The following is a 21,131-nucleotide window of genomic DNA, read 5'->3' on the forward strand; positions in this document are numbered from 1 at the left end:
AGGGAAGCGGAGCGGCGCTGTCGCTGCGCGAGAGCGCCGCTCCGTATGTCCGCGGCTCAGTTCTTCTTCAGGAACTTGTCGATGTTGGCCGGCGTGACCAGCTGGAACGGGACATAGACCTTGTGCTCGACCTTCTCGCCCTTGGCGAGCTTCAGCGCGGCATCCAGCGCCCCCGCGCCCTGGCCGGCGGCGTCCTGGAAGACGGTGGCATCAAGGTCGCCCGCCTGCATGGCGGCAAGCGCGTCCTGGGTGGCGTCGACGCCGCCGACGACAACCGACTTCATGTCGATGTTGGCGGCCTTCATCGCCTGGATGGCGCCGATGGCGCTTTCGTCATTGTTGGCAATGACGCCGTCGAACTTCTTGCCGGTCGACAGCCAGTTGGTCATCAGGTTCTGCGCCTGGTCGCGATCCCAGTTCGAGGTCTGCTTGTCGATGATCTTGATGAAGCTGCAGTCCGGTGTGGCGATGACATCGTCGATGTCCTTGGTGCGCTGCACGGCGGCCTGGTTGGAAAGCTCGCCCATGATCACATAGACATTGGCTTCCTTCTTGCCGGCTTCCTTGAACAGGCGGCAGACTTCCTTGGTTTCGAGCGTGCCGGAATCGGCCTCGTTCGAGGCGACGAAGGCCTGGTTGTCTGGCAGCGTGTCGACATTGACCGGCTGGCGGTTGACATAGACCAGCGGGATCTTGGCCGCGGCCGCCGCATCCGACATCGCCTGCGTGGCCGAGGTGTCGACCGGGTTGACGATGATGGCGTCGACGCCCGAAGCGGCGAAGTTCTTGATCTGGTCGAGTTGCTTGGCGACGTCGTTCTGCGCGTCCTCGACCTGCAACTCGACGCCGCTCATGCCCTTGGCCTGCTCGATCATGCCGTTGCGCAGCACGGTGAGGAAATTGTCGTCGAACTTGGCCATCGACACGCCGATCTTGGCGGCCATGGCCGATGAACTCATCAGCGCCGCGAAGGCGACGCCCAAAAGCAGTTTCTTCATTGTATTTCTCCTCCACTTTTGGTGTCCGGTTGCACCGATCTCTCCGGAATCCCCGTTCTGCCTGGGGAATCTCTCCCGATTACCGTCTCTCTCCCCGGGTTGCGCCTGCCGTTTGCTGGAACGCCAAGGCCTCTTGATGAAACAGATGTTCCGGAACGAAAGAACCAAAATACGTGACTGGTGAAATATTTATTCCATTTGCTCGGGAGGCGTCAAGGGAGATTCCAGAACCGGATGTGCGATTTTGGCGGACACGGGAATGCGGTGCGGAGCCGACGGCGTCTGCGCGCCGGGTCCATTCCTTGGATGCCGTCGGCGGGCGATGGCATGGCGTTCAGAAATGCCAGATGTCTCTCTGCAACAAGAGATCGAGCGGCGCTCTCCAGACCCTGCACGACGCCGCCTGCTTCACCTGCCGTTCGACACTGAGCTTGCCGTTGAGATCGAAGAAAGCTCCAATTCGCCTTCGGGCATGGAGCTTCTTTCCCCTGGTACTGTAGTTGCGGATCGGCAGCCAGTGGCGGCTGATCGTTCGCCCATCCTGGGATAGCGCGACGCCGGTACAGAATTGTTCCGGGGTGTGCAAATGCACGATTTCACTGACTTTCTCGCTGGCCGCGTATGCTCGCTCCAGCGCCGGAATGTTGTGATGATGAACGCCAAGGACGCCGCTCGCCCACATCGTTTCATCTCCGATCAGGATGCGGCCTCCAATGGAGAGCCCCTCGCCTTCGAGCGAGCGATAGGGAGCCTTTGGGCGCCCTTCGCACCGCCACATTATCGAGGACAAGGCTGAAATTCGGTTGAAACAGCGCGATATGTCGCCGGTCGGATACATGTCCGCATCCATGAAGAACAGGCGCTCGCAACGTTGAAGCAGATCGATGATGCCGGCGGCCTTGATGCCAAATCTGTATCGATTGCCGAAGGACATCTCGGTCTGTCTCTGGGCCGTGAGCTCGATCGCTTCGATGGGATAGCCGTCGAAAATGGAGGGTCGGTCGGTCAGCACCGTGATCCTGGCACCCGGGCAATAGTGAAGCAAGCGAAGCGCGCTGAAGAGCGCGCCACGCGCATAGAGCTCGTCGCTCCCAAAAGCGATGTACCCAAACCCATCCCCGTCCATTGGGTATGTATATATTAGCGATCGGTAATGCGTCAATTTGGATGCAGGTCGGGCGCTATGCTTTAGGCCAAAGCTCGCTAGATGTTCTCGGGCAGGTAGATGTCGAACGGCAGGAAGGTCTGGCCGGGTGCGTTGGCCGCGCCCGTCTCGATGGCATGCGCCATGAGGCCGAGCAGTTCGCGGCACAAGGCAGCCAGCGGCGTGGAGATCACCATGGTCAGCACCCCGTCCGCCAGGGCGGACCGCGAGACCGCCGATATCTCGTTGCAGACGACCGCCGGCATCTCGGCGGGCCTAGCCTGCCGCAGCGCCGCGACCGCGCCTTCCATGCCGCCGCCCGCGACGTAGCAGCCGACGAGGTCCGGGTGGCGGCCGAGCAGGTCGAGCAGCGTGTCCTGCGTGATTTGGTTGGCCTCGAGATTGACCAGCGTTTCCAGCAAGGTGAAGTCCGGCGCCTGCTCGCGGAAGAAGGAGCGGAAGCCGATCTCGCGCAGTTCATGGCCGTGGAAGCGGTGGCTGCCGACGAAGAGCGCAACCTTGCCCGGCCGCTTCGCCGCCTTGGAGATCATCCAGGCCGCGGTGCGGCCGACCTTGCGGTTGTCAAGGCCGACATAGCCCTCGCGAATGCCGGCCGCGAAGTCGGACAGCAGGGAAAAGACCGGCAATCCCTTGGCCTTCATCTCCTCGACGGTGACCGTCAGCGCCGGATGATCGGGCCCGACCAGGGCGACCGCCCTGCATTTGGCCGCCAGCTTGCGCGTGCGCTCGACGATTTCATCCGGCGTCAGCGAACTGGCGAAGTCGATGACGGCGACGCCGCGGAAGCGCTGCGATTGCGACACCGCGAGTTCGAGCTGCCGCGCGAACTCCGTGTAGAAGACGTCGTTGCCTCTCAAAAGCAGGAAGCCCAGCCGGTATTCCGGCAGCTCGTGGCGCATCCTCTGCTTGATCAGGCCGGCGGCATGATAGCCGATCTCGGTCGCGGTCTCGTAGACGCGGCGCGCCGTTTCCTCGCGCACCGGCAAGCGATTGTTGAGCACGCGGTCCACCGTGGCGACACTGACGCCGGAGACGCGCGCCAGATCAGTGATGGTCGGCCGTTTCGCCATGATCGTCCTCGCTCGATTGCCCGATATCGATACCTTACTTTGATAGGAAATGATAGAAACTATCTTTGTGATGTTGAGTCTATCATGGCGCGGCGTTATTTCTGGGTATCGAGCCCGTTGCCTTGGGAGGCAATCATGACCGCAGCGCCGTCCCGGCGTGACTACAGCCTGATCGGCCGCGACGCCCGGCTTGCCGTCGAGAACGGCCTGTCGGCCGCCGAGTGGTATCACACCGACATTCCCCGCAAGCAGATGAAGGAGTTGATGCAGCGCTCCGATGGCCCGGCGATCCGCGACACCGCGATCTGGCTGACCGCCCTCATCGTCAGCGGCGCCGGCGGTGCCTGGTTCTGGGGCAGCTGGTGGTGCGTGCCGTTCTTCTTCGTCTATGGCGTGCTCTACGGCTCGTCGACCGATTCACGCTGGCACGAATGCGGCCATGGAACCGCGTTTCGCACGCAGTGGATGAATGACGCGGTCTATCAGATCGCCTGCTTCATGATCATGCGCAACCCGGTGACCTGGCGCTGGAGCCACACGCGCCATCACACCGACACCATCATCGTCGGCCGCGATCCCGAGATCTCGGTGATGCGGCCGCCGGACCTGGCGCGCCTCGTCCTCGGTTTTGTCGGCGTGCTCGACGCCTGGCACGCGATGTCGGACATGCTGCGCAACGCCGCAGGCAACATCAGCGCTGCGGAAAAAACCTTCATTCCCGAACAGGAGCAGCCCAAGGCGATCCATATTGCCCGCATCTGGACGGCGATCTATGCAGCGACTATCGCGCTGGCACTCTATACCGGGTCGTTCCTGCCTTTGATGCTGGTCGGCCTGCCCCGGCTCTACGGCGCCTGGCATCATGTAATGGTCGGCCTGCTGCAGCATGGCGGCCTTGCCGACAACGTCACCGATCATCGGCTGAACAGCCGTACCGTCTACATGAACCCGATCAGCCGCTTCATCTACTGGAACATGAATTACCATGTCGAGCATCACATGTTCCCGATGGTGCCCTACCATGCGCTGCCCAGGCTGCACGCGCTGATCAAGCACGATTTGCCGGCGCCGACGCCCTCGATCCTGGCCGGTTACCGCGAGATGATCCCGGCCTTCCGCCGCCAGCTGCGCAACGAGGATTATTTCCTCAAGCGCGAGCTGCCGCCGACCGCCAGGCCGTACCGCGAGGAATTCCACAACGACATCGTCGCCGCGGCGGCGGAATGACATCCGACAACTCCAGGGGAGGACTGAATGAGCGATTGGGTCGAGGCCTGTGCCGCCGGTGACATCGACGAAGAAGATGTGATGCGTTTCGATCATGGCGGGCGCACCTTCGCCATCTATCGCAGCCCGGACGACGACTATTTCGCCACCGACGGACTTTGCACGCATGAGAAGGTGCATCTCGCCGACGGGCTGGTGATGGACGACATCATCGAATGCCCCAAGCACAATGGCCGCTTCAACTACAAGACGGGCGCGGCCAGGGGCGCGCCGGTCTGCGTCAACCTAAGGACCTATCCGGTCAAGGTCGACGCCGGCAAAGTGCTGGTTCAGATCGGGTAAAGGGCATGACGCCGGGAATGGTGATCATCGGGGCCGGCGAATGCGGCGGACGGGCAGCACTGACGCTGCGCGATCTCGGCTATGACGGGCCGGTGACGCTGGTCGGCGACGAGCCGCATCTGCCCTATGAGAGGCCACCTCTGTCCAAGGAGGCGATGGCCAGCGACGCGCCTGCAATCAAGGCGATCGCCAGCGACGAAATCCTGGCGGGAAAAGCGATCCGGCATATCCATTCCGTTCAGGCGATCGCGATCGATCGCGCGGCGCACACGGTGCGCCTGTCCGACGGCTCGGTGCTGCCCTACGACAAGCTGCTGCTGGCCACTGGCTCGACCCCACGCAAGCTGCCGATGCCTGGCCTTGGCGGGCGCTGCGTCTATCTCAGGACCTTCGCCGATGCGCTGGCCATCCGCGCTCATCTCAGCGCCGGCAATCGCATCGCCGTCATCGGCGGCGGCTTCATCGGCCTCGAGCTTGCCGCGGCGGCGCGCAAGCTCGGCACAGATGTCACCGTCATCGAGGCGCAGTCGCGCATCCTGATGCGCGGCGTTCCGGCCGAGATCGCCGAAATCACCCATGACGCGCATGTCGCCGAGGGTGTCGACGTGATCTGCGGGGAAGGCATCTCCGCCGTCGCCGACGACGGCAAGGAGGTGCGGGTGACGCTCGCCGGCGGCCGGGAGATCATTGCCGACCTCGCCGTGATCGGCATCGGCGCCGTGCCGGTGACCGGACTCGCGGCGGAGTCCGGCCTGGCCATCGAAAACGGCATCGCGGTCGACGCAGAACTGCGCAGCAGCGATCCCGACATCTTCGCTGCCGGCGACTGCTGCTCGTTCCCGCTTGCCATCTATGGCGGCCGTCGCGTGCGGCTGGAAGCCTGGCGCAACGCGCAGGAACAGGGCGCACTGGCGGCCAGGAACATGCTGGGCGCCGGCGAGCCGCATGCCGCTGTGCCGTGGTTCTGGTCGGATCAGTATGGCCTGTCCCTGCAGATCGCGGGATTGTCCGACGAAGGGCGTAGCACCGTGCGCCGCGATCTCGGTGACGGCGCCTTCATCCTTTTTCATCTGGCCGAGGACGGCAGGCTGGTGGCGGCCAGCGGCATCGGCCCGGGCAATGCGGTGGCGCGCGACATCAGGCTGGCCGAAATGCTGATCGCGAAGCGGGCAAAACCGTCGGCGGAGGCGCTGGGATCGCCTGAAGTCAAGCTGAAGGCGTTGCTGGCGGCATAGGGGTCGTGCACCTTGTGGATGTCGGCGCCGCCCCTCATCTGCCTGCCGGCATCTTCTCCCCGTAGAACGGGGAGAAGGGGGCTATGGCAACCTCGCCGCAATTCATGCACCGATTGGCGAAATCATTGATGACAGCGTCTTTCTCCCCGTCACTACACGGGGAGAAATGTCCGGCAGGACAATGAGGGGCGGCGCGGCTTTGGCAAATCAACGTCAGCGCGCCGGGTCCGCCCTAAAACAGCGCCTTCAGCTCCGGCAATTTGTCGTTGACCAGCCAGCCGTAATAATTCTCTTCCGGCAGCTTCTCCGGCTCGCCGGTGGCGCCGCGTTTTTCGTTTTCCGCCTTCAGCGCATAGGCGCGCTGTTCCGGATTGCCGACATTGTAGAGCGTGGCGGTCAGGCCCGGATTGCCCGAAATGTCGAAGCCGGCGATGCTCTTATAGGCGTCGATCGACTTCCTGATCGTCGCGGCGACGTAAGGAAGCGTCAGGTCCGGATCCATGATGGTCTTGTAGACCGAATTGGGATCGGAGACGTCGAGCTTCGGCAAGCCCGACACCTTGTGCACGAGATCGCTCATCTGTAGGGCGGTCAACGGGTTGAGCTGGCCGAGGCCGAAGGTCTGGCCGGCATAATAGGGCTGGAAGAAGGTGGCGCCGAAGCGGTTGTCGGGGAAATCCTCGCCGCCGACGGTCTTGCCGCGAAACGAGCGGTTCCAAACCTGTTCACGGCATTCCCACAGATCGTAGCTGTCCGAAATCGCGTCGCATTTCCTGAATTCCGGCCGCTGCACGAAATCGGTAATGTCCTCACCATCATAGGCGAAGGAGAGCTTGCTCGAGAGGTAGGAGATCGCCTTGACATAATAGGTCTGCAGCCGGTCATAGGCGTCGACATTGTAGGTGTGCTCGCCAACGATGGCGCCGACGATGTGCATCGGGTCGATGCCATAGGCGCTTGCCGCCTTCTTGATCTTGCCGCGCAGGTCGGGGTCGTTCTGCAACAGCGCGTAGACCTTGCGATACTTCGCCTGGAAGCTGGTGTTGGTCGCCTGGGTGCGGCGACTGGAGGCGCCGGGAATGTCAGGCTGCTCGGCATTGCGGTTTCCCGGCGGCACCAATGTCGCCGCGTCGGCGGCGAACAGCGTCGCCGCCAGCGTCAAGCCGAGAATGACCAGGATGAGTTTTTTCATGCGCCGCCGCCTAGAGAATTGCCGCGCAAACTAGGTAAAGCACCTGGTCGAGTCGAGAGCGCCTCTTCATCCGGCGAGACGAAAGGTGGCCAGATGATACCATCTGGCCACACATGGCTCCTGCCGGAGTTGTTACTCGATGCCGCGCCGGACCGCTCCGGCTTCTTCGTTCAGAGGATGAACCGCGACAGATCGGTGTTTCTGGAGAGGTCTCCGACATGCTTCTGGACATAGGCGGCGTCGATGGTGACGGCCGTGCCGTTGCGGTCGGGCGCATCATAGGAGATCTCGTCCAGCACCCGCTCCATCACCGTCTGCAGCCGCCGCGCGCCGATATTCTCGATGCTGGCATTGAGGTCGACGGCGACGCCGGCCAGCGAATCGATGGCGTCGTCGGTGAAGGTCAGCTCGACGCCCTCGGTTTTCATCAGCGCGATATACTGCTTGATCAGGCTGGCCTCGGTCTCGGTCAGGATGCGGACGAAATCGTCCTTCTCCAGCGCACGCAGTTCGACGCGGATCGGCAGGCGACCCTGCAATTCCGGCAAAAGGTCTGACGGCTTCGAGACGTGAAACGCGCCCGAGGCGATGAACAGGATATGGTCGGTCTTCAACGGCCCGTATTTGGTCGCCACCGTGGTGCCCTCGACCAGCGGCAGCAGGTCGCGCTGCACGCCTTCGCGCGAGGGGCCGCCCGAAATGTCCGACCTGGCGGCAATCTTGTCGATCTCGTCGAGGAAGACGATGCCGTCATTTTCCGCTGCGTCCAGAGCCCGGCGCACCACCTCGTCCTGGTCCAGCAACTTGTCGGACTCGTCGCTGACCAGCAGGTCGTAGGACTCCTTCACCGTCGTCTTGCGCAGCTTGGTCTTCTTGCCGCCCATTGCCTTCGACAGCATGTCGTTGATGTTGAGCACGCCGATATTGGCGCCCGGCATGCCGGGAATTTCGAAGCCGGGCATGCCACCATTGCCGGTGTCGGCCACCTCGATTTCGATTTCCTTGTCGTCGAGTTCGCCGTCGCGCAGCTTCTTGCGGAAACTATCGCGCGTCGCCGGGCTCGCCGTCTTGCCGACCAACGCTTCCAGCACGCGTTCCTCGGCGTTGACGTGGGCGCGTGCCTTCACGTCCTCGCGCATCTTTTCGCGCACCAGCCCGATGGCGATTTCGACCAGATCGCGGATGATCTGCTCGACATCGCGACCGACATAGCCGACTTCGGTGAACTTGGTCGCTTCGACCTTGACGAAAGGCGCGCCGGCCAGCCGGGCCAGGCGGCGCGAGATCTCGGTCTTGCCGACGCCGGTCGGGCCGATCATCAGGATGTTCTTCGGCATCACCTCTTCGCGCATCTGGCCTTCGAGCTGCTGGCGGCGCCAGCGGTTGCGCAAGGCAATGGCCACGGCGCGCTTGGCGTCTTTCTGGCCGATGATGAAGCGGTCGAGTTCCGAAACGATTTCGCGGGGAGAAAATGTGCTCATATCACTAAATTCCACTTTGCCACTGCTTGATGGCCTCGAACGGATGCAGCAGCATGATCACGTTGAGTGTAAGATTGTCCCGGATGAGATAGCCGGTACCCAGTTCGAAGAGGATGGCGAGGCTGACGATCACCCATATAGGTAGCCTTCGCGCCATCACAAATCCCAGCACCATGGCCAGTGTGTCGGACACCGAATTGATGATCGAGTCGCCGTAATAATCGAGCGAAATGGTGCCGGCGCGGTAGCGCTCGATGATGAACGGGCTGTTTTCGAGGATTTCCCAGCCACCCTCGACGAGGACGGCGAATGCCAGCCGCAAGCCGATCGGCGAGCGCGGGAACAGGAACCGGGCCAGCGCATAGAACAGGAAGCCGTGGATGATGTGCGAGAAAGTGTACCAGTCCGAAATGTGCTGGGAGTTCTCCGAACTGTTCACCACGCCATGCCACAGCTTGACATAGCCGCAGGTGCAGATCGGCGGATGGCCCATCAGATAGAGCGTCAGAGCCTGGGCGACGAGCAGGCCGGCGACGATCAGCAGCCCCATCCGCCAGCTGTCCTCGTAGGCCGAAAGGCCCTTGTCCTCGCTGGATATGACCATGCCCTGGATTACCCCTCTTGCGCGTCTTCGGCATCGATCGCCATCAGCACGACGTCGCCATAGATTGACTGCCTGCGATCAATGGCCCGGAAACCCGCCTTTTCATAGGCGCGGATGGCCCTGAGATTGGCGGGGTCGGGATCGATGATGACACGCGGCACGCCTTCCTCGAACAGGTCTTCGACGAACTGACGCACGACGGCCGAGCCATGGCCGATGCCGATCAGTTCCGGCCGGCCGATCGAGACATCGATGCCCAGCGTGCCGAACGGCTGATCGGCATAGGGATGGCCGTCTTCCATGTGCGGGTCATAGCTCTGCAGATAGGCGATCGGCTTTCCGTCGAGCTCAACGATCAGCGGCTCGACGGAAATCGAGTCTATGTGATCGGCAATCTCCGCGATTTCCGTCTCAGGATCATCCCACCATTCTGCAACATGCGGCTCGGCGAGCCAGCCGGCGATCATCGGCAGGTCCTTTTTGGTCACCGGCCGAAAATCGTAGCTACTTTCTTGTTTGACCATGATCTTTTCCGAAAACCGGTTCCCACCTTGCGGGGTCATGGTCTGGTTCAGGCGGCATCGAGCGTTTCGACGACGAAATTGTTGTTGGTGTAGACGCAGATATCGGACGCGATCTGCATCGCCCTGCGGGCGATCTCCTCGGCATCCTTGTCCGTATCCATCAGCGCGCGCGCCGCGGCCAGCGCATAATTGCCGCCCGAACCGATGGCCATGACGCCATGTTCTGGTTCCAGCACATCGCCATTGCCGGTCAGCGCCAGCGAGACCGACTTGTCGGCGACCAGCATCATCGCCTCCAGCCGGCGCAGATAGCGGTCGGTGCGCCAGTCCTTGGCGAGCTCGACGCAGGCGCGCGTCAGTTGGTCGGGATATTGTTCGAGCTTGGCTTCGAGGCGTTCCAGCAGCGTGAAGGCGTCGGCGGTGGCGCCCGCGAAACCGGCAATCACATTGCCGCCCTTGCCGATGCGGCGCACTTTGCGGGCATTGCCCTTCATGATGGTCTGGCCCAGGCTGACCTGGCCGTCGCCGGCGATCACCACCTTGTTGCCCTTGCGCACCGTCACGATGGTCGTGGCGTGCATGGTCAATTCATTGGACATTTCTTGGCTCCGATTCGCACCATCCCTTCAAAAGGCGATTTGGCGCGGTACGAGTGACTTTGATCGGCCATATGTATGCACGGGGCCAATGATTGCAAACCGCTCGATAGCGGCCGGGATCGCAACTGGCAATCGCCGGATCATGCTGCTAGAAGGCTCTCGTTTTCAAGCCAGCGAGCGCTTGAGACCCGTGAACCGGTCACGATCTGAACCACTGGCACAAGGATAGAGTGATGGCGCCTCGTTCCGCCGATGCAAGCCGCAAGACTGGGGAAACCGATATCTCCGTGTCGATCCATGTCGACGGCTCCGGCAAATCGGACATCGCCACCGGCGTCGGCTTCTTCGACCATATGCTGGACCAGCTTTCCCGCCATTCCCTGATCGACATGACAGTCAGGGCGACGGGCGACCTGCATATAGACGACCACCACACGGTCGAGGACACCGGCATCGCGCTCGGGCAGGCCTTGACCAAGGCGCTGGGCGAGCGGCGCGGCATCATGCGCTACGCCTCGATCGACCTTGCCATGGACGAGACGCTGACGCGCGCGGCGATCGACGTGTCGGGCCGCCCCTTCCTGGTCTGGAACGTGTCGTTCTCGTCGCCGAAGATCGGCACCTTCGACACCGAACTGGTGCGCGAATTCTTCCAGGCGCTGGCGCAGAACGCCGGCATCACGCTGCATGTCACCAACCATTATGGCGCCAACAACCATCATGTCGCCGAGACCTGCTTCAAGGCGGTGGCGCGCGCGCTGCGCGCCGCGCTCGAGCGCGATCCGCGCCAGCCTGACGCGGTTCCCTCCACCAAGGGTTCTTTGAAGGGATAGCCTCATGACCGCCTATGTCGTGATGGAGCCACCTGGCCGCAGCGAGAAAGTCGACACGACGACCTTAGTCCGCGACGGCTTCACCTGGCTCGGCCTGCTTGTGCCGCCGCTGTGGCTTGCCTGGCACCGGATGTGGGTCGAAGCGGCGCTCGCCTTTGTCGTCATGGGCGTGCTGTCGATGCTTGGCGAGAGACTTGGGCTCGGTGTGGCCGGCTCGCTTTTGTCGCTGCTCGTCTCGCTCTATGTCGGACTGGAAGGACAGGGCTTGCGCATCGCGGCACTGCGCCGCCACGGTTGGCATGAGTGGGGCGTCGTCGAGGCCGGCTGGCTCGCCGACGCCGACATGCGCTATGCCCTTGAGGTCGAAGGGCTTTCGGATGAAGCGGCACCCGCGCCGCGCATCGTCGCAGATGCCGCTTTGGCGCGCCCGGCACAGCCAGGCATGGCGCTGGGGCTGACCCACATTCCGGGACGGCGCTGAGATGCGGGTTGCGATCATCGATTACGGTTCGGGCAATCTGCGCTCGGCCACCAAGGCCTTCGAGCGCGCCGCGCGCGAGGCCGGCATCGCGGCCGAGATCGACCTGACGGCCGATGCCGACCGGGTGCGGACGGCCGACCGCATCGTCCTGCCCGGCGTCGGCGCTTACGCCGATTGCGCGGCCGGCCTGCGTGCCGTGGACGGCATGTGGGAGGCGGTCGAGGACGTCGCCATCGCCAAGGGCCGGCCTTTCCTGGGAATTTGCGTCGGCATGCAGCTGATGTCCGAGCGCGGCCTCGAAAAGACCGTCACCAACGGCTTCGGCTGGATATCGGGCGACGTCAAGGAGATCACGCCTTCTGATCCGGCGCTGAAGATCCCGCAGATCGGCTGGAACACGATCGAATTGAGGCATAAGCACCCATTGTTCTCCGGCATTCCGACCGGCGAGACGGGACTGCATGCCTATTTCGTCCACTCCTACCATCTCGACGCAAAAAAGCCGGACGAGATCCTCGCGGTCGCCGACTATGGGGGCCCGGTGACGGCCACGGTCGCCCGTGACAATCTCGCCGGCACGCAGTTCCATCCTGAGAAGAGCCAGGCGCTGGGCCTGGCGCTGATCACCAATTTCCTGCGCTGGAGGCCCTGAACCATGGGCAAGAAGGGCTATTGGCTGGTAATGCTGACGGTGACAGACCCGGAAGGATATCAGCGTTACCGCGACGCCATCGGCGACGCGGTTTCTTCTTTCGGAGGCCGCTATCTCGTGCGCGGCGGACAAGTGACCAATCCCGAAGGGTCGGAATTTGGCAGGCAGGTGGTGGTCGAGTTCGACTCTTATGAAACCGCGCTCAGCTGCTATCGATCGCCAGCCTACCAGACAGCGTTGCAGAACAGGCTGGCGGCTTCGACCGGACATTTCGCGATCGTCGAGGGTGCCTGAGTGATCCTGTTTCCAGCCATCGACCTCAAGGACGGCCAATGCGTGCGGCTGAAGCACGGCGATATGGCGACCGCGACGATCTACAATGATGACCCCGCCGCGCAGGCAAAAGCCTTTGAAGAGCAGGGCTTCGAGCGGCTTCATGTCGTCGACCTCAACGGCGCCTTCCAGGGCCAGAGCGTCAACAGCGCCGCGGTAGGGGCCATCCTGAAGGCGACGAAGAACCCGGTGCAGCTCGGCGGCGGCATTCGCACGCTGGAGCAGATCGAGGACTGGCTCGACCGTGGGCTGGCCCGCGTCATTCTCGGCACGGTGGCGGTGCGCGATCCCGATCTGGTCAGGCAGGCCTGCAAGGCATTTCCGGGCAAGGTCGCGGTCGGCATCGATGCCAAGGGCGGCAAGGTAGCGGTCGAAGGCTGGGCCGAAGCCTCGAGCCTCGGCGTCATCGAACTGGCCAGGAAATTCGAGGGCGCCGGCGTCGCCGCCATCATCTATACCGACATCGACCGCGACGGCGTGCTGACCGGCATCAACTGGGACGCCACCATCGACCTCGCCGACGCGGTGTCGATCCCGGTCATCGCCTCGGGCGGGTTGGCTTCGATCGCCGACATCGTGCGCATGACCATGCCCGATGCGAAAAAACTCGAAGGCGCGATCTCGGGCCGTGCCCTCTATGACGGCCGCATCGATCCCACAGAGGCGCTGGCCATCCTGCGGGGCCGGCCGGCGATGGAGACGCGGTCGTGAAGGTTTCGCTCATCCTGGCCTCCTATGACAGCGGCCACTATCATGGCGGCATGGGCCAGGGACCGGACGCGCTGATATCGGGCGGGCTCGTCGATGCCCTGACCCTTGCCGGCCACGACGTCACGGTCGAGGATATCGGCAGGGTCGGCGACGGCCAGGAGCGCGAGATCGCCACGGGTTTTGCCGTCTGCAACGCCGTCTCGGGCGAGGTCCGCATGGCCCGCGACAGGGGGCGGTTTCCCATCGTGCTGGCCGGAAACTGCCTGACGTCAGCCGGCGCGGTCGCCGGCGAAGGCGCCGACGCCATCATCTGGGCAGACCAGCATGGCGACCTCAACACGCCCGAGACCTCCGTCTACGGCTTTCTCGACGGCATGGCGCTGTCGACGGTGCTCGGCCTGTGCTGGCGTCCGATGGCGGCCGCCATTCCCGGCTTCAGGCCGATCGATCCCGCGCGTTGCGTGCTCGTCAACGCCCGCGATCTCGATCCGGCGGAGGAAAAACTACTCGAAACATTGCCGGTCATCCGGACGGAATGTCCAGGCGTGGCGCAAGCGACGGAAAAACTGAAGACCGCCGGCGCCAACAGCGTGCACATGCATCTCGATCTCGACGTGCACGACCCCAAGGCGCTGCAGGCCAACCGCTACGTCACCGCAGGCGGACCGAACCCGGAGCAGCTGCGCGACGCGGCCTGCGCCATGGCGCTTGCGGTGCCGGTCGTCGGCATCACCGTTTCCGCTTACGATCCGGCCTTCGATGCCCAAGCCGATGTGCCGCCCTTGGTCGGTCAGCTGCTCAACGATCTGCTTGCCACGATAGAGGGCCGCTGATGCTGAAGGCCCGCGTCATCCCTTGCCTCGACGTCAAGGACGGCCGTGTCGTCAAGGGCGTCAATTTCGTCGACCTCATCGACGCCGGCGATCCCGTGGAGGCCGCCAAGGCCTATGATGCCGCCGGCGCCGACGAACTTTGCTTTCTCGACATCACCGCTTCGTCGGACAATCGCGAGACCATCTTCGACGTCATCGCCCGCACCGCGGAACAATGCTTCATGCCGCTGACCGTCGGCGGCGGCGTGCGCCAGGTGGCCGACATCCGAAAATTGCTGCTGGCCGGGGCCGACAAGGTGTCGATCAACACGGCGGCGGTGAAGAACCCGCATTTCGTCGCCGAAGCCGCCGACAAGTTCGGCAACCAATGCATCGTCGTCGCCATCGACGCCAAGAAAGTCTCCGGCCCCGGCGAGGCCGACCGCTGGGAGATCTTCACCCATGGCGGGCGCGAGAAGACCGGCATCGACGCCGTGGAATTCGCCCGGAAAATGGTCGATCGCGGTGCCGGCGAGATCCTGTTGACCTCGATGGACCGCGACGGCACCAAAGCCGGCTACGACATCGCGCTGACCCGCGCGGTGTCGGACGCGGTGCGCGCCCCGGTCATCGCTTCGGGTGGCGTCGGCACGCTCGACCACATGGTCGAAGGCATTCGCGACGGCCATGCGGGTGCTGTGCTGGCGGCCTCCATCTTCCATTTCGGCACCTACACCATCGCCGAAGCCAAGGCGCATATGGCCAAGGCCGGCCTGCCGATGCGGCTGGACTCGCTGGGCAACAGGTCCTAGAGCATGCTCCCGAAGCCGGCTTTCGGGAAAAACCCGGCTTAAACAAGAAGATAGATCGACATGGCCGAGTTTTCGCTCTCCGACCTGGAAAAAATCGTCAGCGACCGCGCCCATTCCGGCGATCCGGATTCGTGGACGGCCAAGCTTTACGCCCGGGGCATCGACAAGGCGGCGCAAAAGCTCGGCGAGGAGGCGGTCGAGACCGTGATCGCTGCAGTCAAGGGCGACAAACAGGGCCTCGTTTCCGAAAGCGCCGATCTTATATATCATTGGCTTGTCGTTCTCGGCATCTCGGGTGTCCCGTTGAACGACGTGCTCAAGGAGCTTGAAGCCCGTACCGGGCGTTCGGGCATCGCCGAGAAGGCGTCGCGGCCCAAGGGCTGATCGGGAGGAAGGGCAGGTATCTCGATGGATCAGCTCGCGCCAACCGAGAAATACTCTCCGTTTCGCTTCTTCTCGGCCGAGCAATGGTCGCGGTTCCGCGCCGATACGCCGCTGACGCTGAGCGAGGACGAGTTCCGCCGCCTGCGTTCGCTCAATGACCCGGTCGACCTCGAAGAGGTCAAGCGCATCTATCTGTCCTTGTCGCGGCTTTTGTCGGCGCATGTCGAGGCGAGCCAGCTTCTGTTCCGGCAGCGCCAGGCTTTCTTCAACGCCGCCGACGTGGCCAAAACGCCTTTCATCATCGGCATTGCCGGTTCTGTCGCGGTCGGCAAATCGACCACGGCGCGCGTGCTGAAGGAATTGCTGGCGCGATGGCCGTCGAGCCCCAAGGTCGACCTCATCACCACGGACGGCTTCCTGCTGCCCAACGAGGTGCTGCGCCGCGAAAACCTGATGGAGCGCAAGGGTTTCCCCGACAGCTACGATGTCGGCGCGCTGCTGCGTTTCCTCTCGGGTATCAAGTCGGCGTTGCCCGATGTCCGCGCGCCGGTCTATTCGCACCTTACCTATGACGTCATCCCCGGCGAGTTCGTCACCATCGACCGGCCCGACATCCTGATCTTCGAAGGCATCAACGTGCTGCAGCCGGGCAAGCTGCCGCAGGACGGCAAGATCGTGCCCTTCCTGTCGGACTTCTTCGACTTCGCCATCTACATCGATGCCGACGAGAAGCTGATCCACAATTGGTATATTTCCCGCTTCATGCGGCTGCGCGAAACCGCCTTCCGCGATCCGGACTCCTTCTTCCACCGCTATTCGCAGCTGTCGGAGGATGCGGCCAAGGCGATCGCCGAGGGCCTGTGGACCAACATCAACCTGAAGAACCTGCGCGAAAACATCCTGCCGACGCGTGCCCGCGCCGACTTGATCCTGCGCAAGGGCGCCGACCACCTGATCGAGGAAGTGGCGCTGCGCAAGTTGTAGCCGGTAGACTGGGGGTGGCGGGCGCTCCACAAGCCCGCCACGCCGCTGTTTATGTGTCAGCCATTGGCGAACGGCACGGCGACATAGATCTGGGTGTCGCCACGCTCCACCAGAAGCAGCACCGATTTGCGTCCGGATTTGCCGGCTTGGGCAATCGCTTGGGTCACCTGCCTGGCGCTCTTCACCGGAGCCTGGTTGACGGCGACGATGACATCGCCCGGCTGGATGCCGGCAGTCGCTGCCGGCTTGTCGGGATTGACGCTCGCAACCACCGCGCCGTGCTCGTTCTCGGGCAGGTTCATCTGCTGGCGGATGTCCGGCGTGATATCCATCAAGCCAAGGCCGACGGCCGGCACGCGGGAACCCTGTTCGGTGCCCGGCGCGCTGGAGTCATCCGTAGACGCCGTTTTCACATCGTCGCTGTTGCGTCCGACCTCCACCGAGATCTGCATGGCCTTGCCCTTGCGCCAGACATCCAGTCTCTCCTTGGCACCCGGCGCGACGTCGGCGACGGCTCGTGACAGGTCCTTGGGATCCTTGACGTCCTGCCCGGCGAAGCCGGTGATGACGTCGCCGGTCTCGACGCCGGCCTTGGCCGCGGGCGAGCCGTCATTGACCTGCGAGACCAAGGCACCGCTGGGACGGTCCAGCCCGATGGCGCTTGCCACATCCGGGGTGACGGGCTGGATCTCGACGCCGAGATAGCCGTATTCGATGTTGCCGCCCTTCATCAGCTTGGCGACCACCTTCTCGGCCTGGTCCGACGGAATGGCGAAACCGACACCGACGCTGCCGCCATTGGGCGAATAGATCGCCGTGTTGATGCCGACGACATTCCCGTTGACGTCCACCAGCGGGCCGCCGGAATTGCCGTGATTGATCGGCGCGTCTATCTGGATAAAATCGTCGAAGGGCCCGCTATGCAGGTCGCGGCCACGCGCCGAGACGATACCGGCTGTTACCGTGGTGCCGATGCCGAACGGATTGCCGATCGCCAGCACCTGGTCGCCTGTCATGAGCTTGTCGGAGTCGCCCCACTTCACGGTTGGCAACGACTTGCCGGCGTTGATCTTCAGCACGGCGAGGTCGTTCTTGGCATCGTGACCGACCAGCTTGGCCGGGAGCTCCGTGCCGTCGTCGAGCGTGACCTTTATCGAGGAAGCGCCGTCGACGACATGGTTGTTGGTGACGATGGTGCCGTCGGCACCGACGATGAAGCCCGAACCGAGCGCTTCGGCCCGCGGCAACCGCTGTTGCGGAGGCGTCTTGGGAGCGGGCATGCCCTGATCGCCGAAGAACTGGCGGAAATAGTCGTCGAAGGGCGAGGCGCCATCGAAGGGCGACGCTTCGTTCATTGCTTCCGGCTGTCCTTTCATGACCGTGGTCACGGTCACGACGGCCGGCTTGGTCGTGGCCACGATCGGCGCCAACGAACCGCTCGGGGCCGTGGTCCCGGCAACGGGGGTCTGCGTCGTTGCAACCGTGTTGCCCGTGCCGACGCCGTTCGCGCCGTCGGCGAATGAGACGACAAAGGGAGAAACCAGCAGCGCGGCGCCCAGCAGGGCGGCGATGCGATGCCTACGAAGAATGCTCAGGTTTGACATGGTCGTTCTGTCCGGGCGAGGGGTTGATCCGCGCCGCGGGTCTTCCTGGGAGAAGTGCCCGTCAGCGTGCCGACGGCCCGGGTTGCCTGCCTCGCCACGCATGGCAGCCGGCCGGATCGACAACAACTATCTAGGGCGCCGATCTGCGCGATTTAGGGTTTTAGCCCGACCTTACGAAGATTTAATTCAGAGTGCGCTTACGGATCGCAGATAGGCCGACGCGATTTCGCGCATGCGCCCGCCGTCGAAGCTCGGGCCGTGGCCGCCATGGCCGATCCTGATCGGCAGGTCGAGCAGCCGGCGCATCGTGTTGCGATAGGCCTCCCGGTCGGAATCCGGCAAATCGTCGATCAGCGTGTCGTCATAGATGGCGTCGCCGCTGAAAAACAGGCCGTCGGCCTCATCGAAAAGCGCGATCGAATCCGGCGAATGTCCGGGGAGATGCAGCACCCGAAACCGGCGGTCTCCTAGATCGACCACGTCGCCTTCGTCGAGCATACGCGTCAATGGTGCCGGCGCTATCGCATAGTCGGCCGACTTCCAGCCAGGCGCCGGCAATTTCGAAACGGCGCCCTCGAGATCGTGGAACATGTAGGCGTAAGTCGCGGCCTCATCCATGCTCTCGAATTGCGCTGCGCTCATCCTTGGCCCGGCCCGCAGCGGAAATTCGTGCAGCGAGCCGACATGGTCGAGGTGGATATGGGTGGCGACGACCAGAAGCGGCTTGCCTTCGGGCGTCCTTATCTCCGGCGCCAGCGGACAGATGCCCATCCCGGTGTCGACCAGAAGGTCGGCGTCGCGGCCGGTGAAATGCCAGATATTGGCGCGCACATAGTCGTGCACGAACGGCTCGGTCAGCATCGTCGTCCTGCCGTCGACGATGCGCCTGGAGAACCAGCTATCCATCAGGTGTGAGCCTGGCATCAGGTGTGAGCCGGGCATCAAGCGGACCCGGCATCAGACGAACGGCTTTCCAACCTTGTATTTTTCCGGCACCAGCCGCTTGAGATAGGCCATTCCGGCCTCGGACAGCTGGTTGGCGTCGGGCTTCATGAAATCGTCGGGCATGTGGCGGGTCTTGCCGGCGACGTTCTTCAGCGGCACCTTCTTCAGCACTATCTTGCTGCCATCATACTGCAGCGCCACCGAGCCGCCGCCCTGTTCGGCGACGCCGACGGCAAAGGCGCCTGCATCGAAGGCCTCCTGCGCATCGACCGGGCTGATGGAGCCGACATAACCGCGCGGCATGTAGCCGAGTGCGTCGACGCGGGCACGCTTGCCCGGCAGCCCCTCGGCCAATGCCCGTTCGAGCGCCGCCGGCAGGTCGCTGCCCGAGAGTTTGACGTTGCCGTGCTGGTCGCGCTCGAGCTTGTCCGCCGGCACCAGGCTTTCGACCAGCGCCTTGCCGTCGGCGGTGCTGACGCCTTCCGACACGGCGACGATGCAGCGCTTGTGGCGGTCGAGCGTGGCGCGCACGTCGTCGATGAAACCGGCGGCGGAGAACGGCCGCTCCGGGACGTAGACCAGATGCGGGCCGCTGTCGGAATCGAGCTGCCAGGCCGCCGACGCCGCGGTCAGGAAGCCGGCATGGCGGCCCATGACGATGCCGACATAGATGCCGGGAAGCGCGCGAAAATCGAGATCGACGGACAGGAAGGCGCCAGCGACGAATTCGGCCGCGGACATGAAGCCCGGCGTATGGTCGTTTTCCTCGAGATCGTTGTCGATGGTCTTCGGCGCATGGACGAAAGCGATCTTGCCGCCGGCGGCATCGGTCAGGATCTGCTGCGTGCCCGAGGTGTCGTTGCCGCCGATATAGATGAAAGCGTCGGCGCCCGCCTTCTGCAGGCCCTTCAGGATGACCTCGCAATAGGCGGCATCCGGCTTGTCGCGCGTCGACCCGAGGGCAGCGCTCGGCGTCCCGGCGATCAGCCGCAGCCGGTCCTCGGGGATGGCGGAGAGGTCGACATAGTTGCCGTCACGGATGCCACGCACACCGTGCAAGGAGCCCAGCACCTTGGCACCGGGATGGCGCCTGCGGATCTCCAGCGCGGCGCCCACGACCGTCTGGTTGATGACGGCGGTCGGGCCGCCGCCCTGCGCGATGACGAAAGTTCCGGCCATGCTTGATGTCTCCCTGGAGCATGACGCCGAAAGAGACGGATTCGGATTTCAGATCGAACGGACCTGAAATCATCCGGCTCTAGGCGATGGTTTTCAGGTCACCTTGGCCTGTCTTGCCGCATCGCGCAACGGGAGAAACGGAGGGCTGGACGATCACATGACGACGACGGGGTTTTTCTTCGAAACCCGGCTGTAGAGGTCGATAATGTCCTGGTTGATCAGGCGCACGCAGCCCGACGACATCGCCTGGCCGATGCTCCACCATTCCGGCGAGCCATGGATGCGGTAGCCGGTGTCCTTGCCGTCCTGGTAGATGTAGAGCGCACGCGCCCCGAGCGGATTGGTCAGGCCGCCGGGCTGGCCGCCCTGCCACTTCACCAGTTCCGGCTTGCGCTGGATCATTTCGGGCGGCGGCGTCCAGGTCGGCCACTCCCTGCCGTACTGGATGTTGGCGCGGCCGGACCAGCGGAAACCGTCCTTGCCGATGCCGACGCCGTAGCGGATGGCGTCGCCACCCGGCTGGACCAGATAGAGCATGCGTTCCTTGAGATGCACGACGATGGTGCCGGGCGCCTCGCCGGTCGTATCGACGACGATCTGGCGGCGGAACTCCGGCTTGACCTTGAGATAGGGCACCTCGGGCACGTTGAAGCCGTTATCCGTCAAGGAGGCATACATGACGTCGGGGCTGGTGATGTTCTTGTCGACGCTGATCGACGGCCGGATCGGCACCGAACCGGTGACCGTATCGTCGAGCTGCAGCGCCGGCAGATCGCCACCACCCGAGGTCGAGCAGCCGGCGACGCCGAGCAATGCCAAAGCGCCCGCCCCGGACAGGACGGCGCGGCGGGAAAGAAGAAGATCGGTTTCGACTGCGTCGCCGTTTCGTGGCGGCGTCGGACCTTGCGGCAACTCACGCATATACCCAAACCCTACGCTGTCGGCGGGAAGCACGGTCCGGCCG

Annotated in this window: 24 protein-coding genes; 12 read left to right on the forward strand and 12 right to left on the reverse strand. The window is 63.6% G+C overall.

Annotated features, from left to right (window positions below; genetic code table 11):
• Positions 1-56: 56 nt before the first annotated feature.
• From FJ943_RS01110 to FJ943_RS01120, 3 genes are all read right to left on the reverse strand, one after another.
• On the reverse strand, positions 57-998 hold the full coding sequence (locus tag FJ943_RS01110) for a sugar ABC transporter substrate-binding protein (protein WP_015314570.1): 942 nt from the start codon (positions 996-998) through the stop codon (positions 57-59).
• A 334-nt stretch (positions 999-1,332) separates the two neighbouring features.
• The gene (locus tag FJ943_RS01115; RefSeq protein ID WP_224622821.1) at positions 1,333-2,010 is read right to left on the reverse strand and encodes a hypothetical protein; all 678 of its coding nucleotides are present in this window, start codon (positions 2,008-2,010) and stop codon (positions 1,333-1,335) included.
• A gap of 191 nt (positions 2,011-2,201) precedes the next feature.
• Positions 2,202-3,233, reverse strand: coding sequence for a LacI family DNA-binding transcriptional regulator (locus FJ943_RS01120; protein ID WP_140719326.1), 1,032 nt, complete (start codon positions 3,231-3,233; stop codon positions 2,202-2,204).
• A gap of 135 nt (positions 3,234-3,368) precedes the next feature.
• Here FJ943_RS01120 and FJ943_RS01125 point away from each other — a divergent pair, with 135 nt between their 5' ends.
• Genes FJ943_RS01125 through FJ943_RS01135 form a run of 3 tightly spaced genes read left to right on the forward strand, consistent with a single transcriptional unit; the run spans position 3,369 to position 6,037 of the window.
• Positions 3,369-4,460: a fatty acid desaturase family protein gene (locus FJ943_RS01125; protein WP_140620604.1), complete on the forward strand. Its 1,092-nt coding sequence runs from the start codon at positions 3,369-3,371 to the stop codon at positions 4,458-4,460.
• Between the two features lie 27 nt (positions 4,461-4,487).
• The gene (locus FJ943_RS01130; protein ID WP_015314574.1) at positions 4,488-4,802 is read left to right on the forward strand and encodes a MocE family 2Fe-2S type ferredoxin; all 315 of its coding nucleotides are present in this window, start codon (positions 4,488-4,490) and stop codon (positions 4,800-4,802) included.
• A 5-nt stretch (positions 4,803-4,807) separates the two neighbouring features.
• On the forward strand, positions 4,808-6,037 hold the full coding sequence (locus tag FJ943_RS01135; RefSeq protein WP_140719328.1) for an FAD-dependent oxidoreductase: 1,230 nt from the start codon (positions 4,808-4,810) through the stop codon (positions 6,035-6,037).
• Positions 6,038-6,269: 232 nt separating this feature from the next.
• On the opposite strand, the gene FJ943_RS01145 is transcribed toward FJ943_RS01135, so the two are convergent.
• The 5 genes from FJ943_RS01145 to hslV all read right to left on the reverse strand — a co-directional run bounded on the left by FJ943_RS01145 (position 6,270) and on the right by hslV (position 10,437).
• A complete protein-coding gene (locus tag FJ943_RS01145; protein ID WP_140719330.1) occupies positions 6,270-7,229 on the reverse strand; it encodes a DUF1402 family protein in 960 nt (319 codons plus the stop codon).
• 170 nt (positions 7,230-7,399) lie between these two features.
• Positions 7,400-8,710, reverse strand: coding sequence for an ATP-dependent protease ATPase subunit HslU (gene hslU, locus FJ943_RS01150; RefSeq protein ID WP_015314577.1), 1,311 nt, complete (start codon positions 8,708-8,710; stop codon positions 7,400-7,402).
• A 4-nt stretch (positions 8,711-8,714) separates the two neighbouring features.
• The gene (locus FJ943_RS01155) at positions 8,715-9,314 is read right to left on the reverse strand and encodes a DUF2585 domain-containing protein (RefSeq protein WP_140719332.1); all 600 of its coding nucleotides are present in this window, start codon (positions 9,312-9,314) and stop codon (positions 8,715-8,717) included.
• Between the two features lie 8 nt (positions 9,315-9,322).
• Complete coding sequence (locus FJ943_RS01160) at positions 9,323-9,838, reverse strand: GNAT family N-acetyltransferase (RefSeq protein WP_140719334.1); 516 nt, start codon at positions 9,836-9,838, stop codon at positions 9,323-9,325.
• A gap of 47 nt (positions 9,839-9,885) precedes the next feature.
• A complete protein-coding gene (hslV, locus tag FJ943_RS01165) occupies positions 9,886-10,437 on the reverse strand; it encodes an ATP-dependent protease subunit HslV (RefSeq protein ID WP_015314580.1) in 552 nt (183 codons plus the stop codon).
• A gap of 233 nt (positions 10,438-10,670) precedes the next feature.
• Here hslV and hisB point away from each other — a divergent pair, with 233 nt between their 5' ends.
• Genes hisB through coaA form a run of 9 tightly spaced genes read left to right on the forward strand, consistent with a single transcriptional unit; the run spans position 10,671 to position 16,439 of the window.
• Positions 10,671-11,270 (forward strand): imidazoleglycerol-phosphate dehydratase HisB, encoded by a 600-nt coding sequence (gene hisB / locus FJ943_RS01170; protein ID WP_015314581.1) that lies wholly within the window; start codon positions 10,671-10,673, stop codon positions 11,268-11,270.
• Between the two features lie 4 nt (positions 11,271-11,274).
• On the forward strand, positions 11,275-11,751 hold the full coding sequence (locus FJ943_RS01175) for a DUF2628 domain-containing protein (protein ID WP_140719336.1): 477 nt from the start codon (positions 11,275-11,277) through the stop codon (positions 11,749-11,751).
• Between the two features lies 1 nt (position 11,752).
• On the forward strand, positions 11,753-12,403 hold the full coding sequence (gene hisH, locus FJ943_RS01180) for an imidazole glycerol phosphate synthase subunit HisH (protein ID WP_140719338.1): 651 nt from the start codon (positions 11,753-11,755) through the stop codon (positions 12,401-12,403).
• A 3-nt stretch (positions 12,404-12,406) separates the two neighbouring features.
• A complete protein-coding gene (locus tag FJ943_RS01185) occupies positions 12,407-12,697 on the forward strand; it encodes a DUF1330 domain-containing protein (protein ID WP_140711852.1) in 291 nt (96 codons plus the stop codon).
• Positions 12,698-13,447 carry a 1-(5-phosphoribosyl)-5-[(5-phosphoribosylamino)methylideneamino]imidazole-4-carboxamide isomerase gene (hisA, locus tag FJ943_RS01190; RefSeq protein WP_140719340.1) on the forward strand — a complete coding sequence of 250 codons (750 nt, stop codon included), beginning with the start codon at positions 12,698-12,700 and terminating at the stop codon, positions 13,445-13,447.
• The gene (locus FJ943_RS01195; RefSeq protein ID WP_140719342.1) at positions 13,444-14,280 is read left to right on the forward strand and encodes an arginase family protein; all 837 of its coding nucleotides are present in this window, start codon (positions 13,444-13,446) and stop codon (positions 14,278-14,280) included. The genes hisA and FJ943_RS01195 overlap by 4 nt, the downstream gene beginning before the upstream one ends.
• Positions 14,277-15,071 (forward strand): imidazole glycerol phosphate synthase subunit HisF, encoded by a 795-nt coding sequence (gene hisF / locus FJ943_RS01200; protein WP_181174503.1) that lies wholly within the window; start codon positions 14,277-14,279, stop codon positions 15,069-15,071. Before FJ943_RS01195 ends, hisF begins: the two co-directional genes overlap by 4 nt.
• A 60-nt stretch (positions 15,072-15,131) precedes the next feature.
• Entirely contained in the window at positions 15,132-15,455 is a 324-nt protein-coding gene (locus FJ943_RS01205) for a phosphoribosyl-ATP diphosphatase (protein WP_015314588.1), read from the forward strand.
• Positions 15,456-15,479: 24 nt separating this feature from the next.
• Positions 15,480-16,439, forward strand: a complete 960-nt coding sequence (gene coaA, locus FJ943_RS01210; RefSeq protein WP_140660227.1) for a type I pantothenate kinase — start codon at positions 15,480-15,482, stop codon at positions 16,437-16,439.
• 56 nt (positions 16,440-16,495) lie between these two features.
• Here coaA and FJ943_RS01215 read toward each other — a convergent pair whose 3' ends face one another.
• From FJ943_RS01215 to FJ943_RS01230, 4 genes are all read right to left on the reverse strand, one after another.
• Positions 16,496-18,043, reverse strand: a complete 1,548-nt coding sequence (locus tag FJ943_RS01215) for a DegQ family serine endoprotease (protein WP_140719346.1) — start codon at positions 18,041-18,043, stop codon at positions 16,496-16,498.
• A 186-nt stretch (positions 18,044-18,229) separates the two neighbouring features.
• Complete coding sequence (locus FJ943_RS01220) at positions 18,230-18,949, reverse strand: MBL fold metallo-hydrolase (RefSeq protein WP_140719348.1); 720 nt, start codon at positions 18,947-18,949, stop codon at positions 18,230-18,232.
• Between the two features lie 51 nt (positions 18,950-19,000).
• Entirely contained in the window at positions 19,001-20,167 is a 1,167-nt protein-coding gene (locus FJ943_RS01225; RefSeq protein WP_015314592.1) for a diphosphate--fructose-6-phosphate 1-phosphotransferase, read from the reverse strand.
• A gap of 153 nt (positions 20,168-20,320) precedes the next feature.
• Positions 20,321-21,088, reverse strand: coding sequence for a L,D-transpeptidase (locus tag FJ943_RS01230; RefSeq protein ID WP_140620583.1), 768 nt, complete (start codon positions 21,086-21,088; stop codon positions 20,321-20,323).
• Positions 21,089-21,131: the final 43 nt, after the last annotated feature.

Origin of the sequence: Mesorhizobium sp. B2-3-10, assembly GCF_006442275.1 — a bacterium.
GTDB classification, from domain to species: Bacteria; Pseudomonadota; Alphaproteobacteria; order Rhizobiales; family Rhizobiaceae; genus Mesorhizobium; species Mesorhizobium australicum.

Excerpts from the sequence above, each read along its gene's own strand:
- FJ943_RS01110 (WP_015314570.1), bottom strand. The coding sequence starts at position 998 with ATGAAGAAACTGCTTTTGGGCGTCGCCTTCGCGGCGCTGATGAGTTCA.
- FJ943_RS01120 (WP_140719326.1), bottom strand. The coding sequence starts at position 3,233 with ATGGCGAAACGGCCGACCATCACTGATCTGGCGCGCGTCTCCGGCGTC.
- FJ943_RS01125 (WP_140620604.1), top strand. The coding sequence starts at position 3,369 with ATGACCGCAGCGCCGTCCCGGCGTGACTACAGCCTGATCGGCCGCGAC.
- FJ943_RS01130 (WP_015314574.1), top strand. The coding sequence starts at position 4,488 with ATGAGCGATTGGGTCGAGGCCTGTGCCGCCGGTGACATCGACGAAGAA.
- FJ943_RS01135 (WP_140719328.1), top strand. The coding sequence starts at position 4,808 with ATGACGCCGGGAATGGTGATCATCGGGGCCGGCGAATGCGGCGGACGG.
- FJ943_RS01145 (WP_140719330.1), bottom strand. The coding sequence starts at position 7,229 with ATGAAAAAACTCATCCTGGTCATTCTCGGCTTGACGCTGGCGGCGACG.
- hslU (WP_015314577.1), bottom strand. The coding sequence starts at position 8,710 with ATGAGCACATTTTCTCCCCGCGAAATCGTTTCGGAACTCGACCGCTTC.
- FJ943_RS01155 (WP_140719332.1), bottom strand. The coding sequence starts at position 9,314 with ATGGTCATATCCAGCGAGGACAAGGGCCTTTCGGCCTACGAGGACAGC.
- FJ943_RS01160 (WP_140719334.1), bottom strand. The coding sequence starts at position 9,838 with ATGGTCAAACAAGAAAGTAGCTACGATTTTCGGCCGGTGACCAAAAAG.
- hslV (WP_015314580.1), bottom strand. The coding sequence starts at position 10,437 with ATGTCCAATGAATTGACCATGCACGCCACGACCATCGTGACGGTGCGC.
- hisB (WP_015314581.1), top strand. The coding sequence starts at position 10,671 with ATGGCGCCTCGTTCCGCCGATGCAAGCCGCAAGACTGGGGAAACCGAT.
- FJ943_RS01175 (WP_140719336.1), top strand. The coding sequence starts at position 11,275 with ATGACCGCCTATGTCGTGATGGAGCCACCTGGCCGCAGCGAGAAAGTC.
- hisH (WP_140719338.1), top strand. The coding sequence starts at position 11,753 with ATGCGGGTTGCGATCATCGATTACGGTTCGGGCAATCTGCGCTCGGCC.
- FJ943_RS01185 (WP_140711852.1), top strand. The coding sequence starts at position 12,407 with ATGGGCAAGAAGGGCTATTGGCTGGTAATGCTGACGGTGACAGACCCG.
- FJ943_RS01205 (WP_015314588.1), top strand. The coding sequence starts at position 15,132 with ATGGCCGAGTTTTCGCTCTCCGACCTGGAAAAAATCGTCAGCGACCGC.
- coaA (WP_140660227.1), top strand. The coding sequence starts at position 15,480 with ATGGATCAGCTCGCGCCAACCGAGAAATACTCTCCGTTTCGCTTCTTC.
- FJ943_RS01215 (WP_140719346.1), bottom strand. The coding sequence starts at position 18,043 with ATGTCAAACCTGAGCATTCTTCGTAGGCATCGCATCGCCGCCCTGCTG.
- FJ943_RS01220 (WP_140719348.1), bottom strand. The coding sequence starts at position 18,949 with ATGGATAGCTGGTTCTCCAGGCGCATCGTCGACGGCAGGACGACGATG.
- FJ943_RS01225 (WP_015314592.1), bottom strand. The coding sequence starts at position 20,167 with ATGGCCGGAACTTTCGTCATCGCGCAGGGCGGCGGCCCGACCGCCGTC.
- FJ943_RS01230 (WP_140620583.1), bottom strand. The coding sequence starts at position 21,088 with ATGCGTGAGTTGCCGCAAGGTCCGACGCCGCCACGAAACGGCGACGCA.